This window comes from Amycolatopsis stemonae (assembly GCF_054781455.1).
The window spans coordinates 107,884-125,381 of record NZ_BAAGUJ010000002.1 but is presented as its reverse complement, the minus strand read 5'-3'; the positions used below and the strand labels follow the sequence as shown (position 1 = coordinate 125,381).

At 71.0% G+C, this 17,498-nt stretch carries 13 protein-coding genes; 12 read left to right on the top strand and 1 reads right to left on the bottom strand.

The window, feature by feature from the left end:
* Nucleotides 1-33 precede the first annotated feature (33 nt).
* Genes asnB through ACYVLJ_RS06545 form a run of 12 tightly spaced genes read left to right on the top strand, consistent with a single transcriptional unit; the run spans nucleotide 34 to nucleotide 16,165 of the window.
* Nucleotides 34-1,938: an asparagine synthetase B family protein gene (asnB, locus tag ACYVLJ_RS06600; RefSeq protein ID WP_460438063.1), complete on the top strand. Its 1,905-nt coding sequence runs from the start codon at nucleotides 34-36 to the stop codon at nucleotides 1,936-1,938.
* Nucleotides 1,935-4,112 carry a bi-domain-containing oxidoreductase gene (locus tag ACYVLJ_RS06595; RefSeq protein WP_451982560.1) on the top strand — a complete coding sequence of 726 codons (2,178 nt, stop codon included), beginning with the start codon at nucleotides 1,935-1,937 and terminating at the stop codon, nucleotides 4,110-4,112. The genes asnB and ACYVLJ_RS06595 overlap by 4 nt, the downstream gene beginning before the upstream one ends.
* Entirely contained in the window at nucleotides 4,109-6,052 is a 1,944-nt protein-coding gene (locus ACYVLJ_RS06590) for a heparinase II/III family protein (RefSeq protein WP_460438062.1), read from the top strand. Before ACYVLJ_RS06595 ends, ACYVLJ_RS06590 begins: the two co-directional genes overlap by 4 nt.
* The gene (locus tag ACYVLJ_RS06585) at nucleotides 6,049-7,530 is read left to right on the top strand and encodes a right-handed parallel beta-helix repeat-containing protein (protein WP_460438061.1); all 1,482 of its coding nucleotides are present in this window, start codon (nucleotides 6,049-6,051) and stop codon (nucleotides 7,528-7,530) included. Before ACYVLJ_RS06590 ends, ACYVLJ_RS06585 begins: the two co-directional genes overlap by 4 nt.
* Entirely contained in the window at nucleotides 7,530-8,825 is a 1,296-nt protein-coding gene (locus ACYVLJ_RS06580; RefSeq protein ID WP_460438060.1) for an O-antigen ligase domain-containing protein, read from the top strand. Before ACYVLJ_RS06585 ends, ACYVLJ_RS06580 begins: the two co-directional genes overlap by 1 nt.
* Complete coding sequence (locus ACYVLJ_RS06575) at nucleotides 8,822-10,021, top strand: HAD-IIIA family hydrolase (protein WP_451982548.1); 1,200 nt, start codon at nucleotides 8,822-8,824, stop codon at nucleotides 10,019-10,021. Before ACYVLJ_RS06580 ends, ACYVLJ_RS06575 begins: the two co-directional genes overlap by 4 nt.
* A gap of 4 nt (nucleotides 10,022-10,025) precedes the next feature.
* On the top strand, nucleotides 10,026-11,171 hold the full coding sequence (locus tag ACYVLJ_RS06570) for a glycosyltransferase family 4 protein (protein WP_460438059.1): 1,146 nt from the start codon (nucleotides 10,026-10,028) through the stop codon (nucleotides 11,169-11,171).
* Nucleotides 11,168-12,280 (top strand): Rossmann-fold NAD(P)-binding domain-containing protein, encoded by a 1,113-nt coding sequence (locus ACYVLJ_RS06565; protein WP_460438058.1) that lies wholly within the window; start codon nucleotides 11,168-11,170, stop codon nucleotides 12,278-12,280. Before ACYVLJ_RS06570 ends, ACYVLJ_RS06565 begins: the two co-directional genes overlap by 4 nt.
* Nucleotides 12,277-12,975, top strand: a complete 699-nt coding sequence (locus ACYVLJ_RS06560; RefSeq protein ID WP_460438057.1) for a nucleotidyltransferase family protein — start codon at nucleotides 12,277-12,279, stop codon at nucleotides 12,973-12,975. Before ACYVLJ_RS06565 ends, ACYVLJ_RS06560 begins: the two co-directional genes overlap by 4 nt.
* On the top strand, nucleotides 12,972-13,961 hold the full coding sequence (locus ACYVLJ_RS06555) for a GHMP family kinase ATP-binding protein (protein ID WP_451982537.1): 990 nt from the start codon (nucleotides 12,972-12,974) through the stop codon (nucleotides 13,959-13,961). Before ACYVLJ_RS06560 ends, ACYVLJ_RS06555 begins: the two co-directional genes overlap by 4 nt.
* Nucleotides 13,962-14,017: 56 nt before the next feature.
* On the top strand, nucleotides 14,018-14,686 hold the full coding sequence (locus tag ACYVLJ_RS06550) for a phosphatase PAP2 family protein (RefSeq protein ID WP_460438056.1): 669 nt from the start codon (nucleotides 14,018-14,020) through the stop codon (nucleotides 14,684-14,686).
* Between the two features lie 27 nt (nucleotides 14,687-14,713).
* Nucleotides 14,714-16,165: a right-handed parallel beta-helix repeat-containing protein gene (locus ACYVLJ_RS06545; protein ID WP_460438055.1), complete on the top strand. Its 1,452-nt coding sequence runs from the start codon at nucleotides 14,714-14,716 to the stop codon at nucleotides 16,163-16,165.
* Nucleotides 16,166-16,174: 9 nt separating this feature from the next.
* On the opposite strand, the gene ACYVLJ_RS06540 is transcribed toward ACYVLJ_RS06545, so the two are convergent.
* The gene (locus ACYVLJ_RS06540; RefSeq protein WP_451982528.1) at nucleotides 16,175-17,494 is read right to left on the bottom strand and encodes a glutamate-1-semialdehyde 2,1-aminomutase; all 1,320 of its coding nucleotides are present in this window, start codon (nucleotides 17,492-17,494) and stop codon (nucleotides 16,175-16,177) included.
* Nucleotides 17,495-17,498: the final 4 nt, after the last annotated feature.

Here is a 17,498-nt window from a genome sequence, read left to right as displayed (position 1 = left end):
CACCGCGCCGCGACGAAGGGGAGCCCACTCGGGATGTGCGGCATCGCAGGCACCTACCTCTGGCCGGACGGCGGGCCGCTCACCGACCGGCTGACGAAGACGCTGGCCCACCGCGGGCCGGACGGCTCCGGCCGCTACGACCACGCCGCCGGCGCCGGCGACGTCCACTTGGGACATCGGCGGCTCTCGATCGTCGACCTGACCGAGACCGGCGCCCAGCCGATGGTCCTCGACGGCCTCGCGCTGAGCTACAACGGCGAGCTGTACAACGCGCCGGAGCTGCGGGCCGAACTCGAGGCCGCGGGCGTGCGGTTCCGCGGCACGTCCGACACCGAGGTGCTGCTGCAGGCCTGGCGGCGCTGGGGCACGGACTGCCTGGCGAAGCTGCGCGGGATGTTCGCCTTCGCGATGTTCGAAGAGGGCACCGGCGAGCTGTTCCTGGTCCGCGACCAGCTGGGCATCAAGCCGCTGTTCTTCGTGCGGCGCGGGGGCGGGGTCGTCTTCGCGTCGGAGCTGAAAGCGCTGGCCGGTGAGCTGGGCGGGTCGCTGCAGGTCGACAACGCCGCGCTCATCGCGTCGCTGCTCTACTACTGGGTGCCCGACAGCCGGTGCGCCTACCAGGGCGCGGAGAAGCTGCCGCCGGGCACGTGGCTGCGCTGCCGCCCGGACGGGCAGGTCGACCGCGGCCGGTTCTGGTCGCTGCGGGAGGTCGCCGAGGAGGGCGCGGCCTTCGACGGCGAACTCGACCTGCACGAGGTGATCGCCGAGTCGACGGCCAAGCACCTGATCTCCGACGTCCCGGTCGCGACGTTCCTCTCGGGTGGCCTGGACTCCAGCTACCTGACGGCGCTGGCCGCTCGGTCGCGACCCGGGATCTCCGCCTACACCATCGGGTTCCGCGCCGAGGACGCCAAGTTCGAGGCCATGCCGGACGACCTCGAGTACGCCCGGATCGTCGCGCGGCAGTTCGGCGTCGACCTGCACGAGATCGAGATCGCGCCGCAGGTGCTCGACCTGCTGCCGAAGATGACCTACCACCTCGACGAGCCGATCGGCGACCCGGCGGCGATCAACTCGTTCCTCATCTGCACGGCCGCGCGCGACGCCGGCGTCAAGGTGATGCTGTCCGGGATGGGCGCCGACGAGCTGTTCGCCGGCTACCGCAAGCACCTCGCGAACCTGATCGCGTTGCGCTACCACAAGGTTCCGGGCGCGGTCCGCAGGCCGGTCGAGTCCATCGTGGACCGGTTGCCGGTGGCGTCGGCCAAGCGCGGGTACCGGTCGGTGCGGTTCGCCAAGCGATTCCTGTCCTTCGCGGGCCTGCCCGAGGAGACGGCGTTCCGGCGCAGCTACACGATGTACGACCGCGCGGAGCTGCTCGACCTGGTCAACCCGGACTTCGCGGCGGACGTCGACGCCGTCCTGACCGAGCACGCCGACACCTACCACGACCAGGCGCTCGACGACTTCGTCAACCGGATGTGCCTGGCCGACTCGCGGATGTTCCTGCCCGGCCTGAACCTGACCTACACCGACCGGTCGACGATGGCGGCGTCCACCGAGGTGCGGACGCCGTTCGTCGACGTCGAGGTCGTGCGGGCCGCGTTCAAGATCCCCGGCAGCGAGAAGATCGTCGGCCGCGCCGGGAAGATGGCGCTGAAGAAGGCCGCGGAGAACATCCTGCCCGGCGAGATCGTGCACCGGCCGAAGGGCCTGTTCAGCGCGCCGCTGCGGGCCTGGATGAGCCGCGACCTGGCGCCGCTGGTGCGGGAAGTCGTCAACGAAGGCGTGCTCGTCGAGTCCGGGTTCCTCCGCCGCGAAGCGCTGCAGCGCATGGTCGCCGAGGACGCGGCCGGCCAGGAGGACCGCGGCAAGCACCTCTGGCACGTCCTGACCCTCGAATACTGGTACCGGAACGCATTGGCGGGAGCGAAGTGAAGCAGGTAGTCCAGAACTACAAGAGCGGTGAGCTGGCACTGCTCGAGGTCCCCGAGCCGGCCTGCAAGCCGGGCGGGGTGCTCGTCCGCACGGTGTATTCGCTGATCTCGACCGGCACCGAGATGATGAAGGTGTCCGAGGCGAGCATGTCCCTGGTGGGCAAGGCGAAGGCTCGCCCGGACCAGGTCGCGAAGGTCATGCAGAGCGTGGCCACCAACGGGCTCGCCGCGACCTACCGCAAGGTGACGTCCAAACTGGACTCCTACACCCCGCTCGGCTACTCGCTGTGCGGCGTCGTCGAGCAGGTCGGCGAGGGCATCACGGACGTCGCGGTCGGCGACCTCGTGGCTTGCGCGGGCAACGAGCACGCCCTGCACTCCGAGCTGAACTGGGTGCCCAAGAACCTCTACTCGCGCGTCCCGGCCGGCGTCGACCCGCGGCACGCGGCGTTCGGCACCGTCGGCTCGATCGCCATGCAGGGCGTCCGCCGCGGCGAGCCGCAGATCGGCGACGTCGCCCTGGTCATCGGCCTCGGCCTGATCGGCCAGCTCGTGGTGCAGCTGCTGGTGTCCTCCGGCGTGCGCGTCTTCGGCGTCGACCCCGACCCGGAGCGCTGCAAGCTCGCCGAAAGCCTCGGCGCGCTGACCTGCGCGCACCCGGGCTCGGGCATCGTCGACACCGCCGTCGCCGAGCTGACGCACGGCGCGGGCGTCGACCAGACCTACCTCGCCGCCGGCGGCAACACGAACGACCCGGTCGAGCTGGCCGCGAAGCTGTCGCGCGACCGCGGCCGCGTGATCGACATCGGCAAGTGCAAGCTCGACCTGCCGTGGAACGCCTACTACGAAAAGGAACTGGACGTCCGGTTCTCCCGCTCGTACGGCCCGGGCCGTTACGACCCGTCCTACGAGCTCGAAGGCCGCGACTACCCGATCGGCCAGGTCCGCTGGACCGAGCGCCGCAACCTCGAGTGCGTCCTGGACCTGATCGCGCGCGACCGCCTCGACGTCGAGCCCCTGATCACGCACGTTTCGGACTTCTCGTCGGCGGTCGAGACGTACCAGGCGCTCAACGAGGGCGAGCTGAAAGCCGTCGCGGTGCTGTTCCGCTACCCGGACGCGGTCGCCAGGACCGAGCCGGTCGTGACGGCCGCGCGCGTCGGGCTGGTCGAGCACAAGGCCGCGCCGCTGCCGGCCGGGCAGCCGGTGCGGCTGGGCTTCATCGGCGCCGGGAACTACGCGTCGTCGATGCTGCTGCCGCACCTCGTGGAACGCGACGACGTCCGCCTCGAGCACGTCGCGACGACGTCGGCGCTCTCCGGCGCCAACGCGCGCCGCAAGTTCGGCTTCGCCGAGGCGTCCACCGACATCGACAACGTCCTCGGCGACGACTCGATCGACGCGGTGTTCGTCGTGACGCGCCACAGCTCGCACGCCGAGCTGACCCGCCGCGCGCTGCTGGCGGGCAAGACGGTGTTCGTCGAGAAGCCCCTCGCGCTCTCGCCCGAGGAACTGCAGAAGGTGCTCGACGCGATCGAGGAGTCCGGCAACGACCGGCTCCAGGTCGGCTTCAACCGTCGCTTCGCGCCGCTGCTGCACGAAGCCCGCGGCCAGTTCGGCCCGCGCGTCGGCCCGGCCACCGTCCGGTACCTGGTCAACGCCGGCCGCCTCGACCACGGCAGCTGGTACAACCAGACCGCCACCGAGGGCTCCCGCTTCGCCGGTGAGGGCGGGCACTTCATCGACACCGTGAGCTGGCTGCTCGACGCCGACCCGGTCTCGGTCTACGCCACCGGCGACCTCCAGGTGACCCTCGGGTACGAGGACGGCTCGACGGCCGTCATCACCTACGCGGAGACCGGCTCGTCCGGCTTCCCGAAGGAGACCCTCGACCTCACCGCCGACGGCAAGGTCCTGAAGTTCGACGACTTCGTCCGCGCTTCGGTGTACTCGCGCAAGAAGTGGGCCAGCTCGCGGATCCCCAAGGGCCGCGACAAGGGCCAGGCCGCCGAGGTCAACGCCTTCCTCGAGGCCGTCCGCACGGGTGGCCCGATGCCGATCTCCGTCGCGTCGATGGCCGCGACGACCCTCGCCACGCTCGCCGCGCAGACGAGCGTCGCCAACGCGGCGCCGGTCCGGATCGAGCTGCCGCGGAAGGCGGGTGCCCCGGCATGATGGGTCCCGGCTGGTACCTGCGCCGGCTGTCCCGGATGGGGCCGGCGGAGGTCGTCGGGCGCGCGCGGCACGCCGTCGTCCAGCGGCAGTGGCGGTCCGAGCCGCCCGAGCCGCCGCTCTGGCCTTCGCACCCGCGCTTCACGGCGGTGCTGCCGGACGGCGTGCTGGGCAAGGTGTCCGGCGAAGGCGTCAAGCGGCTGCTGGTCACCGCCGACGAGCTGATGGCGGGCCGCGCCGAGTACTTCGGCGTCGTCCGCACGGACCTCGTGGCGCCGGACTGGTTCCTCGACCCGAAGACCGGCCGGCGTGCGCCGCACGACGGCTACGCCTTCGACGTGCCGTACCGGTCGGAGGACGCGGTCGGCGACATCAAGCAGATCTGGGAGCCGTCGCGCCACCAGCACCTGACCGTGCTGGCCGCGGCGTACGCCCTGACCGGCACCTCGGCGTACGCGGAGCGCGTGGCCGAGCACCTGCGGTCGTGGTGGGCGGCCAACCCGCCGCTGCGCGGGCCGCACTGGATCAGCGGCATCGAGCTGGGCATCCGGCTGCTGTCGTGGGTCTGGACGCGCCGCCTGCTCGACGGCTGGGCCGGCGTCGACGAGCTGTTCGAGGACAACCCGGACTTCCAGCTCCAGCTGTGGCACCACCAGAACTGGCTCTCGACGCTGCGCAGCCACGGCTCGTCGGCGAACAACCACGTGATCGCCGAGGACGCCGGCCTGCTGGCCGCGGCGTGCGCGTTCGGCTGGTTCCCGGAGTCTGCGGGCTGGCGGACCGAGGCGATGCGCTCGCTGGACGTGCAGCTGGGCCGCAACACCTTCGAGTCCGGCCTCAACGCCGAACTGGCGTCCGAGTACCACGGCCTGGTGCTGGAGCTGGGCCTCGCGGCGGCGGTCGAGGCCGACGTCGCGGGCACGCCGGTGCCGGAAAGCACGTGGGCCGTGCTGCTCCGGATGTCCGACGCGCTGGCGTCCATTGTGGACGACCGGCTCCGGCCGCCGCGGCAGGGCGACGCCGACGACGGCTACGGCCTGGTCGTCGACGGCGCCGACACCGACCGCTGGGCTTCGCTGCTTTCCACCGGTGAGGCGCTCTTCGGCCGTCTGGACTGGTGGCCGGCGGTCCCGGGTGACGACGTCCGGACGCCGCTGCTGGCGTCCCTGGCCCTCCGGACCCCGCGGACTTCGGGCGTCCGGCCCGACCGGCGCCCGGCGCAGCTGCGGGACGCGGGCATGACCATCCTGCGCTCGGGCCGCGTCTGGGCCCGCTGCGACGGCGGCCCGCACGGCTTCCTGTCGATCGCCGCGCACGCCCACGCGGACGCGCTCTCGGTCGAGGTCCGCCACGACGGCGTCGACATCCTCGCCGACCCCGGCACGTTCTGCTACCACGGCGAACCGCAGTGGCGGTCGTACTTCCGCTCGACGCTCGGCCACAACACCCTCGAACTGGACGGCACCGACCAGTCGGTGTCCGGCGGGCCGTTCCTGTGGACGCGGCACGCGGTCACGAAGGTGCTCGCCGTGCACACTCCGGAGGACGGCCCGTCGCGCTGGTCGGCGGCGCACGACGGCTACGCCCCGGCGGTCCACCGCCGCACGGTGGAACTGGCCGGCGCCGACCTGACGATCACCGACGAGGTGCTCCGCGCGGAGGGCACGACCGTCCGGCTCGCGTTCCACTTCGGCCCCGACGTGCGGGTCGTGCTGGGCGAGAGCCGTGCCCGGCTGTCGTGGGAGCGTGACGGCGAGCGCCGCACGGCGGCGCTGACCCTGCCGGAGTCCCTCACGTGGACGTCGCACCGCGGCGAGCAGGAGCCGCCGCTCGGCTGGTACTCGCCGGGCTTCGGCGTCCGGGAACCGGCGACCACGCTCGTCGGCACCGGCCGCGCCGTCCCCGGCCGGACGTTGACCACCCGCCTCGGTTTCGCGTCATGAAGCGGCCGCTCGGGGTCCTTTTCGGAGCGCTCCTGCTGACGCTGGGGGCGTGCACCGCCGAGCCGCCGCCGGACAACACGCCGAAGGTCGCCGCCGTCTGCGGGCACCTGCCGGCGGGGCCGGCGACCGCGCCGGCCGGCGCCGTGACCGTCGACCCGGCGGTCCGCGGCGACCTCGTCGCCAAGACGGCGGCGAACCCGCCCGGCACCACGTTCTGGCTCGCCCCCGGCACGCACACGCTGGCCGACGGCGAGTACGAGCAGGTGGCCCCGAAGGAGGGCGACCACTACATCGGCGCGCCCGGCGCGATCGTCGACGGCCGGCAGGTGAACCGGTACGCCTTCACCGGCAAGTCGGCGAAGGTGACCATCGAGCACCTGACCGTCACCAACTTCCGGACGCCCGACAACGAGGGCGCGGTGAACCACGACTCCGGTCCGGAGTGGACGATCCAGGACAACGACCTCTCCGGCAACCTCGGCGCCGCGGTGATGGCGGGGACCCACCAGGTGCTGAAGGGAAACTGCCTGCGCAACAACGGCCAGTACGGCCTCAACGGCTGCTGCGGCGAGCTCGGCAAGCTCGTCGTCGAGGGCAACGAGTTCGTCGGCAACAACGCCGAGGACGTCGAGAAGAAGTATTCCGAAGGGTGCGGCTGCAGCGGGGCGATGAAGCTCTGGATGGTCGACGGCGCCGACATCCGCGGGAACTGGATCCACGACAACCGCGGCCCCGGCATCTGGGCGGACACGAACAACAACGACTTCCTGATCGAAGGCAACGTCATCGAAAACAACGACGACGCCGCGATCTTCTACGAAGCCAGCTACAACGCGACCATCCGCGACAACCTCATCAAGGGGAACAACCTCGTCACCGGGCGCAAATACGTCCAGAAGGACGACAGTTTCCCGGTCGCCGCGATCTACATTTCCGAATCCGGCGGGGAACCGCGCGTCCCGGCGCGGACCGCGAAGATCGAGATCGCCGGCAACACGATGGAGAACAACTGGGCCGGCATCACGCTGTGGGAGAACGCGGACCGCTTCTGCAACAGCCCGGCCAACTCTTCGACCGGCCTGTGCACGCGCCTGGTCCCGAACGTCGCGCAGTGCGCGGCGCCGGCCATCGAAAAGGACCCGCTGCGCGGTGACTGCCGGTGGAAGACGCAGAACGTCGACATCCACGACAACCGGTTCGCCGTCGACCCGGCCGTGATCGACTGCCGCGCGATGTGCGCCCGGATGGGGCTGCTGTCCAACTTCGGCACCACACCCGACTGGTCGCCGTACAAGGACGACGCGGTCGAGCAGGCCATCACCTTCCACCAGAACAACCGCTGGCACGACAACCGCTACTCCGGGCCGTGGACGTTCGTGCCCGAGGAAGCCAGCAAGGTCGTCGACCCCGCGCAGTGGCAGTCCACGCTGTACAAGCAGGACCAGGGCAGCACGTTCGACCCGGCCGGAGGCAGCTGATGACGCGAGGGGACACCGCGCCGGACGTGCCGCGCACCGCACAGGCCGTGAAGGTCGTCTGCGTCGTGTGGTCCCTGCTCGTCTTCAACACCCTGGGCTCGCTCGGCCCGTCCATCCTGCCGATCCCGCGCTCGGTCGAGCAGATCCTCACCATGTCGTCGGTCGGGTTCGCGTTCGTGCTCGCGCTGGCGATCAACCCGCGGTTCAAGCTCCGGCCGAGCGCGTACCTGCTGCTGCTGACCCTGATGCTCGTGGGCAGCCTGGCCGGCAGCGCGCGGCTGGCGTCCGGCTGGGGCTCGCTGTTCCGGTGCGCGCGCTTCGCCCTGTTCATCGGCACGCTGTGGCTGATCAGCCCGTGGATGGACAACGTGCTGCACTTCGTCAAGCACCACGTGCGCGTGCTGACCGCCCTGCTCGTCACGGTCGCGATCGGCCTGGGGGTCGCGCCCGGCATGGCGCTGGCCCAGGACAACGAAGGGCGGCTCACGGGGGTGCTGTGGCCGCTCACCGCGACCCAGGTCGGGCAGTACGCGGCGATCGCGATCGGGCTCAGCGTGCTGCTCTGGCTGAACAAGCTCACCACCGGCCGGAGCGTCGCGATCATCTCGGGCCCGGCCCTCGTGCTGCTGCTGCTCACCCACACCCGGACCGCGACGGCGGGACTGGTGGTCGGCCTGGCCGTGGCGGGCCTGTCGATGCTGCTCACCAGCGCCCGGGCCCGGAAGGTGGTGATGTGGGGCATCGCGGTGGCGGGCGCCGGAACCGTGCTGCTCGGCGCGTTCATCCAGGCCTGGCTGTTGCGCGGGCAGGACAAGGAGAACTTCGCGAACCTCACCGGCCGGGCGAAGGTGTGGGGCCGCCTGCTGGACATGCCGCGGACGTGGTTCGAGCAGGTTTTCGGCACGGGATTGTCCAACAAGTCGTTCGACGGCTTGCCGATCGACAACAGCTGGCTCGCCGTTTACCACGAACAGGGCTACATGGGTGTCGTGATCGTGGTGCTTTTCCTGCTGACACTCGTCGTCTCCGCGATTTCCCGGGCCCCGTCACCGGCGCGGGCGTGCGCTTTGTTCCTCGTCAGCTACTGCCTGCTCGCTTCCTACACCGAAGCCGGACTCGGTGACGCGTCGCCCTATCTGCTCCACCTGGCGCTCGCTTCCTGGTTGCTCACCACCCCGACGCCGGACGTAACGATGCCCCTGGCGGGGACGACCTCAAAGGCGCGGGCGCGAAATTCTCCGGTGCGGGACCGCCCCGCGCCCATTCCGACAAAGGTGAAGGTGGTCGAACCGTGAGCCGACCAGGGGTGCTGCTCGACCGAGACGGCACGATCATCGTGGACAGCGGCTACGTCGGTTCGGTCGACCGGGTCGAGTTCATCGACGGCGCGATCGAAGCCATCGCGGCGCTCAACCGCGCCGGCCTCCCGGTGGCCGTGGTCACCAACCAGGCCGGGGTCGCCCGCGGCTACTACGGCATCGAAGACGTCGAGCAGGTCCACAAGTACATGATCGCCGAGCTGGCCCGGCACGGCGCGCACATCGACCTCTGGCTGTTCTGCCCGTACCACACCGACGGCGTCATCCCGGCCTTCGCGCGGCCGAGCGCCGACCGCAAGCCCGGTCCCGGCATGGCCCTGGCCGCCGCGCAGGCCCTCGACCTCGACCTGACCGCCTCGTGGGTGGTCGGCGACAGCCCGTCGGACGTCGGGCTCGCGGAGGCCGTGGGCGCGCGGGCCCTGCACGTCGGGCCGCCCAGCTCGGCCGTGCACGGCGTCGACACCTACCCGGACCTCGCCGCCGCCGTCCGGGTCATCCTCGGCGCCGACGACCTCAAGGCCCCGCCCGGGCACACCACCGCCGAAGGGGTGCCGAAGTTCCCGTCCGCGCGCTTCCACCGGGCGGACTCCTACGGCGGCGCGTACGTCAACGAGATCACCCGCGCGTTCGGCACGGTCGACCTCGAGCAGATCAGCCGCGCGGCGAAGGTCCTGACCGCGGCCCACGACCGGGACGCGACGATCTTCGCCTGCGGCAACGGCGGGTCGGCCTCGATCGCCAACCACCTCCAGTGCGACCACCTGAAGGGCGTCCGCAACGGGACCGGGCTCACCACGCGGGTGCACAGCCTGTCGACGAACGTCGAGCTGTTCAGCGCGATCGCCAACGACCTCGGGTACGAGCAGGTCTTCGAGTACCAGCTCCAGTCCCAGGCCCGCGCGGGCGACGTCCTCATCGTCATCTCGTCGTCCGGCCGGTCGCCGAACATCGTGCGCGCCCTCGAGTGGGCCGCCGCCCACGAGGTGCCGACGATCGCCTTCACCGGCTTCGAAGGCGGCCCGGCCCGCAGCAAGGCGACGGTTTCGGTCCACGTCGACTCCGTCAACTACGGCGTGATCGAAGACGTCCACCAAGGCTGCATGCACCTGCTGGCCCAGTACGTCCGACAAGCGAGGATGACCCCCGATGCCGTTGTCTCCCAGACGTTCTGACCGCATGCGCGTCGCGATCAACCTGCTCACGGACGATCCCGGCAACCCGTCGGGCGCGCACTGGTTCTGGACCCGGGTCATCCCGGAAATGGCCCGGCGGCTCGAAGCCGGCGAATCGTTCCACCTCCTGGTGAGCCCGAAGTCGAAGCCGACGCACCAGGGCTACGGCGACCGCGTCGAGTACATCACTTTCCCGTGGTCCAACGAAAAGCGGAACCTCCGCACGCTCTCCGAGCACCTCTACTCGCCCGTCCGGCTGCCGCTCGGGCGCATCGACGTGCTGAACACGCTGATGGCGCCGATCGTGAAGTCGGCGCCCGGGCTGGTCGCGCACATCAAGACGCTGCACGCGTACACGACGCCGGACGCGATCTCGCGCGGCGCGCGGCTGTACCGGCAGTTCAGCTACCCGCGCACCGTCGAAAAGGCCGACGCGGTCGTCCTCAACTCCGACAGCCTCGTCGAAGAGGCCAAGCGGTACCTGGACATCGACCCGGCGAAGATCCGGCTGATCCCGGAAGCCGTGGACCACGAGCTGTTCAACCCGGGCGACCGCGAAGAAGCGTTCCGGCACGTGGCGGACACCTACGGGGTGCGCAAGCAGTTCGTGCTGTTCGTTTCTTCGCTGTGGCCGTACAAGAACTGCGAGGGCCTGATCCGCGCGTTCGCCGCGGCGAAGGCCGAGCTCGGCGACCGGCAGCTGGTCGTCGTCGGGCCGGGCCGCGACACCGAGTACATCGGCGGCCTGAAGGCGCTCGCGGACGGCCTCGGCGTCGGCGGCGACATCCTGTGGGTCGGCGGCGTGCCGCTGAGCGAGACCGTGCACTTCTACCGGGCCGCGGACGTGTTCGTCTACCCGTCGCACAACGAGACGTTCGGCCTGCCGATCCTCGAAGCGATGGCCGCGGCCTGCCCGGTCGTGACGTCCAACGTGACCGCCATGCCGGAGACCGCCGGCGGCGCCGCGCTGCTGGCCGACCCGAAGGACGCCGATTCGATCGCCGACGCGATCGTCAAGGCGTGCGGGCCCGAGAACGAGCGCCTGCGCAAGAGCGGTCCCGAGCGGGCCGGCGAGTTCACCTGGGCGGCCACCGCGGAGAAGACCCTGGCCGTCTACCGCGAAGTACACGCCCTCCGGAGTGGACGTTGAGAATCCTGGTCACCGGCGGCGCCGGGTTCATCGGCTCGCACACGTGCGACCGGCTCGTCGGGCTCGGGCACGACGTCACCGTGCTGGACGCGGTGGTCTCGCCCGTGCACCGCGGCGGGAAGCCGAACTACCTCGCGCCCGGCGTCGACTTCTTCGAGGGCGACGTCCGCGACCGCGACCTGATGCGCAACCTGCTGCGCCGCACGGACGCCGTCTACCACTTCGCCGCCTACCAGGACTACCTGCCGGACTTCGCGAAGTTCACCGACGTCAACGTGACGTCGACGGCGATGATCTACGAGATCATCGTCGCCGAGCAGCTCGACATCTCGCGCGTCGTCGTCGCCTCTTCCCAGGCGGCGATGGGCGAGGGGCTCTACCGCTGCGCCGAGCACGGCGAGCAGACGCCCGGCATGCGCCCGGAGAGCCGGCTGATCGCCGCGGACTGGGACGTCCGGTGCCCGGTGTGCGACGGTCCGCTCACCATGCTGACGACGCCGGAGCGCGTGTCGAACCCGCAGAACGCCTACGGCATGTCCAAGCACGGCGAGGAAGTCGTCGCCGTGAACCTCGGGCGCCGGTACGGGATCCCGACGGTGGCGCTGCGCTACAGCATCGTCCAGGGCCCGCGGCAGTCAGTGTACAACGCGTACTCCGGTGCCTGCCGCATCTTCAACCTGCACTACCTCCTGGGCACCGCGCCCACGCTGTACGAAGACGGCCAGGCGATCCGCGACTACGTCAACATCCACGACGTCGTCGACGCGAACGTCCTGGTGCTGACCGACCCGCGGGCGGCGGGCCGCGTGTTCAACGTCGGCGGCGGCGAGGCGTACACGACGCAGCAGTTCTCCGAGGTCGTGCAGCGGCAGTACGGCTCTTCGGAGCCCGGCGTGATCAGCGGCGAGTACCGCTTCGGCGACACGCGGCACATCCTGTCCGACATCGACGCGCTCAAGGAGCTCGGCTGGAAGCCGCAGCGCTCGCCCGCCGAGTCCGTCGCGGAGTACGCGGAGTGGCTGCGGGACATGCCCGGCCTCGACGAGATCCTCACCGAGGCCAACGCCAAGATGCGCTCGCTCGGCGTCGTCCGGAAGGCCGGGGGATGAAGGCGTTCCTCCTCGCCGCGGGCCTCGGCACCCGGCTGCGGCCGCTGACCGACCGGCTGCCGAAGTGCCTGGTGCCCGTCGGCGGCCGGCCGATGCTCGACATCTGGCTGGAAGCGCTCGAAGCCGCGGGCGTCGACGAGGTCCTGGTCAACCTGCACCACCTCGCGCCGCTGGTCCGGGAGCACCTGGCCGGCCGGAGTGGCGGGCCCTCGGTGCGCCTGACCGAGGAGCCGGAGCTGCTCGGCAGCGCGGGGACCCTGGCGGCCAACCGGGACTTCGTCGAGCACGAGGAGAGCTTCCTCGCCCTCAACGCGGACAACCTGACCGACTTCGACCTGCGGGTCCTGATCGACGCGCACCAGGCGGGTGGCACGCTCGCGACGCTGTCGGTGTTCGTCACCCCGGAGCCTTCGCGGTGCGGCATCGTCACGGTGAACGGCGAGGGCGTCGTCACCGCGTTCCTCGAGAAGCCCGAGGACCCGCCGGGGAACCTCGCGAACGCCGGGATGTACGCGTTCTCGCCGGAAGTGCTCGACCTCATCGGGCCGCCGCCGCGGGACATCGGCTACGACCTGCTGCCGCAGCTGGTCGGCCGGGCGCGGGCGGTTTCGATCGGCGACGCGTACTTCCTCGACATAGGCACGCCCGCGGCGCTCGCGAGCGCGCGGGAACAATGGGAGAGGCGAGCAGGATGATCATCACGCGCACCCCGCTGCGGATCGGCCTCGTCGGCGGCGGTACCGACCTGCCGGTGTACTACCGGGAGCACGGCGGCCGCGTGCTCAACGCCGCGATCGACAAGTACATCTACGTCGTCGTGAAGCAGCGCTTCGACGACGACATCTACGTGAACTACTCCAAGAAGGAAATCGTCTCGCGGGTCGAGGACCTCGAGCACGAGCTCGTGCGCGAGGCCATGCACATGACCGGCGTGCGCGGCGGCGTCGAGATCACCACCCTCGCGGACATCCCGTCGGCCGGGTCCGGCCTGGGATCGTCCTCTTCGGTCACCGTCGGGCTGCTGCACGCGCTGTTCGCCTACCAGGGCCGTCAGGTGACGGCGAAGGAGCTGGCGGACCGGGCGTGCGCCATCGAGATCGACCGCTGCCGCAAGCCCATCGGCAAGCAGGACCAGTACGCGGCCGCCTACGGCGGGCTGTGCGACCTGCGCTTCGGCCCCGGCGACGCCACGGAGGTGGAGCGGATCGAGCTGCCGCGCCCGCAGTGGCGCGAGCTGCAGGACGAGCTGATGCTGTTCTACACCGGGATCACCCGCAAAGCGGACTCGATCCTGGGGGAGCAGACGGCCAACGTCGGCGACCGCCTGCCCCAGCTCAAGCAGCTGGTCGACCTGGCGGGCGAAGCGGCCGACGGCCTGCGCGCACTGGACGTCAGCGCGCTGGGCACGGCCCTGCGCAAGAGCTGGGACGCCAAGCGCGCGCTGGCTTCCGGGGTGTCGAACCAGCAGATCGACGACGCCGTGGAAGCGGCGCTCGGCGCGGGAGCCACCGGAGCGAAGGTGACCGGGGCCGGCGGCGGCGGCTTCCTGCTCGTGTCGTGCCCGCTGGAGCACCAGCACGCGGTGCGCGACCGGCTGTCCGGGATGAAGGAGCTCCCGATCCAGCTCGAACGGCAGGGGTCGCGCGTGATCTTCAACGTGCACCAGGACATTTGGAGCTGACCGAGCGCCGTGCGCCCGTATGATCGGTACGTGCAGGTGGTCCGGTGGTCAGGTCGGTGACGCGCGTGGGGCCCGCGGCCGCCGCGCCCGCCCTTCCCCGGCCGGTGCGGGCGCCGCTCTTCGCCGTCGCGGTCGTCGCGGCGGTGGTGGCCGTCGTGCTGGGGTTCCTGTTCCACGGCCACACCGTCGGCACGGACCTCGACGAGACCGTGTACCGGGCGCTGCGGGGGAGCATCGAACCGCCGTTCGTCTACGGCGTGGCGTGGGTCGTCGGCTCGCTCGGGGATCCCGCCGGGGCCGCCCTGATCGTCGTGGTCCTCGGGGTCGTGTTCCTCCGGTCCGGCCAGACGCGGCTCACGATCCTGATCGTCGCCGGCCCGGTCGTCACCGGGGTCGTCACGACGCTGGCGAAACCGGTGGCCTCGCGGTTCATCAACGGCGACAACCTGTCCTACCCCAGCGGGCACACCGCGTTCCTGACCTCCGCGGGGCTGGTCATCGGCCTGTTCCTCACCACCCGGTACGGCCTCGGCCGCGTCCGTGGGACGGCCCTGGTGCTGGCGCTGGGGTTGCTGCTCGCGGCGACGATGTCGTGGTCGCAGACCTCGAACCGGGTCCACTACCTCTCCGACACCTTCGGGGGATTCTGCGTCGCGATCGCGCTGGTGACCGCCACTGCGGCCCTGGTGGACGCCGTCATCGATAGGGTGAAAGCCCGCCGCTGAGGTCGATCACGGCCTTATCTTCTGCCCGTGAGAGCACGGGTTTTGTTGCTGGCGGTGGCACTCCTCGGTGGTGTCCCGGCGCCGGCCGCGCACGCCGCCGAGCGCGCCGAAGTCTGCGACAGCAAGGATCTCCTGGGCCCGGCCGAGCCGCCGGCGGGCGCGGTCGTCGTCCCGGCCGGGAGCGCGGCGGGCATCGACTTCGGCGTCCCGGGCGCCACCTACTGGTTCGCACCCGGCACGCACACGCTGACGCCGGGCGAGTACTCGCAGATCTCCCCGGGCGACGGCGCCACGTTCGCCGGCGCGCCCGGCGCGGTCCTGGACGGCAACCACGACAACCGGTACGCGTTCACCGGGCGCGCCAAGGACGTGACGATCCGGAACCTCACGGTGACCGGGTTCGTGGCCCCGCGCGACGAAGGCGTCGTCAACCACGACTCGGGCGACGGCTGGCTGGTCGAGCACACCACCCTGACCCGCAACGAGGGTGCCGCGCTGATGGCCGGCGCCGCGAACCGGATCGTCGGGAACTGCCTGCGGGACAACGGTCAGTACGGGCTCAACGCCTACCAGGCCGGGAACGGGATCAAGCAGCTGCTGGTCGAGGGCAACGAGTTCACCGGCAACAACACCGCGGACTGGGAGTCGAAGGTCCCGGGGTGCGGCTGCACGGGCGCGATGAAGTTCTGGGCCGTCGACGGCGCCGACGTGCGCGGCAACTGGATCCACGACAACCGCGGCCCGGGCCTGTGGGCGGACACGAACGACAACGACTTCCTCATCGAGGACAACGTCATCGAGAACAACGACGACGTCGGGATCTTCTACGAGATCTCCTACAACGCGACGATCCGCGGCAACGACCTGCGCGGCAACGGCCGGGTGGCCGGCAAGCGCGCGGCGGAGTCGGGCGACCCGTTCCCGGTGGGCGCGATCTACCTGTCCGAGGCCGGCGGCGACGCCCGCGTCCCGGCCCGGACGGCGAAGCTCGAGGTGACCGGCAACCACCTGGAGGACAACTGGGACGGCATCGTGGCCTGGGCGAACGCGGACCGCTTCTGCAACTCCCCGGCGTCGACGACGTCGGACTGCACCCGCGTGGTCGGCCCGTCGAACACGGCCCGCTGCGCGCCCCCGGCCATCGCGTCGCCCCCGCTGTACCGCGACTGTCGCTGGTGGACGTCCGAACTGGACATCCACGGCAACACCTTCGCGTTCGACCCCGCGACGGTGGGCTGCTCGGCGAAGTGCGGCCGGATGGCGTTGTTCTCGAACGTGGGCACGGTCCCGAGCTGGTCCCCGTACCAGGGTGACGTCATCCAGCGCGACATCGTCCACACGGCGGCCAACCACTGGCACGGCAACACCTACTCGGGCCCGTGGCGGTTCACGGTCGTCGACATGGCGACGACGGTCCCGGTCGCGGAGTGGACCGGGCCGTCGTACGGGCAGGACGCGGGCAGCACCTTCGCCGGGTGACCGCCCGGTTCAGGCGAACGGCCGGAACACCGGCTTCACCGGCCGCCCGCCCGTCCACGGGGACGGGTCGTTGGCGTCGAGTGCCTTCCGGTACACCGTGCACGCCTGGGCGACCACGTCGATCGTCTTGTCGATGTCCTCGTCCGTCAGCGCCGCGCTGACCACGAACGACGGGCCGAGCACGCCGCCGCTGATCAGCTCCCGCAGGAACAGCGTGCGGTACGGCTGGGACGGCTTGCCCTGCTCGTCCAGCGTGCCGAAGACCAGGTTGCTCGCCCGGCCGCGGACGACCACGTGGTTCTCGACGCCCATGCCCGCCGCCACCTGGCGGACGCCCGTGGCGAGGCGGTCGCCGAGGGCGTGCATCCGGCCGATGACGTCCTCGTCGCGGTAGACGTCCATCACCGCCATCGCCGCGGCCAGTGCGTGGGTCTCCGCGCCGTGCGTGGTCGAGAGCAGGAACACCCGCTCGCGGTCGCCGGCGCGCAGTCCGCCGAGCTCCATCAGGTCCCGCTTGCCCGCCAGTGCCGAGATCGCGAAGCCGTTGCCGAGGGCCTTGCCGAACGTCGAGAGGTCCGGCGTGACGCCGTAGAGGCCCTGCGCGCCCTGCGCCGACCAGCGGAAGCCGGTGATCATCTCGTCGAAGACCAGCACCACGCCGTGGCGGGTGGCCAGCTCGCGCAGGCCCTCCAGGTAGCCCGGCGGCGGCTCCACCGCGGCCGCCGCTTCGAGGATCATGCAGGCGATCTCGCCGTCGTGACGCCGCAGCAGCTCCTCCGCCGCCGGCAGGTCGCCGTACGGGAAGGACACGGTCATTTCGGTCGTCTCGACCGGGATGCCCGCGTTCATCGCCGTGGTGCCGATGAACCAGTCGTCGGTGGAGAAGAACGCGTGGTCGGCGCAGCGGGCGACGAGCCGGCGGCCGGTGGCGGCGCGGGCCAGCCGGACCGCGGCGGTCGTCGCGTCCGAGCCGTTCTTGGTGAACTTCACCATGTCCGCCGTCGGCACGTTCTCGAGGAACCGCTCGGCGGCCTCGGCTTCGATGATCGACGGGCGGATGAAGTTGCTGCCTTTGCCGAGCTCCGCCCGCACCGCTTCGAGGACCCGCGGGTGGGCGTGGCCGAGGCTGACCGCTCTCAGCCCGGCGCCGTATTCGACGTACTCGTTGCCGTCGACGTCCCAGACGTGGCCGCCGAGGCCGTGCGAGACGACCGGGGCCATTCCCGCGGGGTACTGGTCGGAGCCTTTCGCATACGTGTGGGCGCCGCCGGGGACAACCCGGTGCAGGCGCTCGTTCGCCGCGGTGGAGCGGGGCAAGTACGTTCCCATAGGA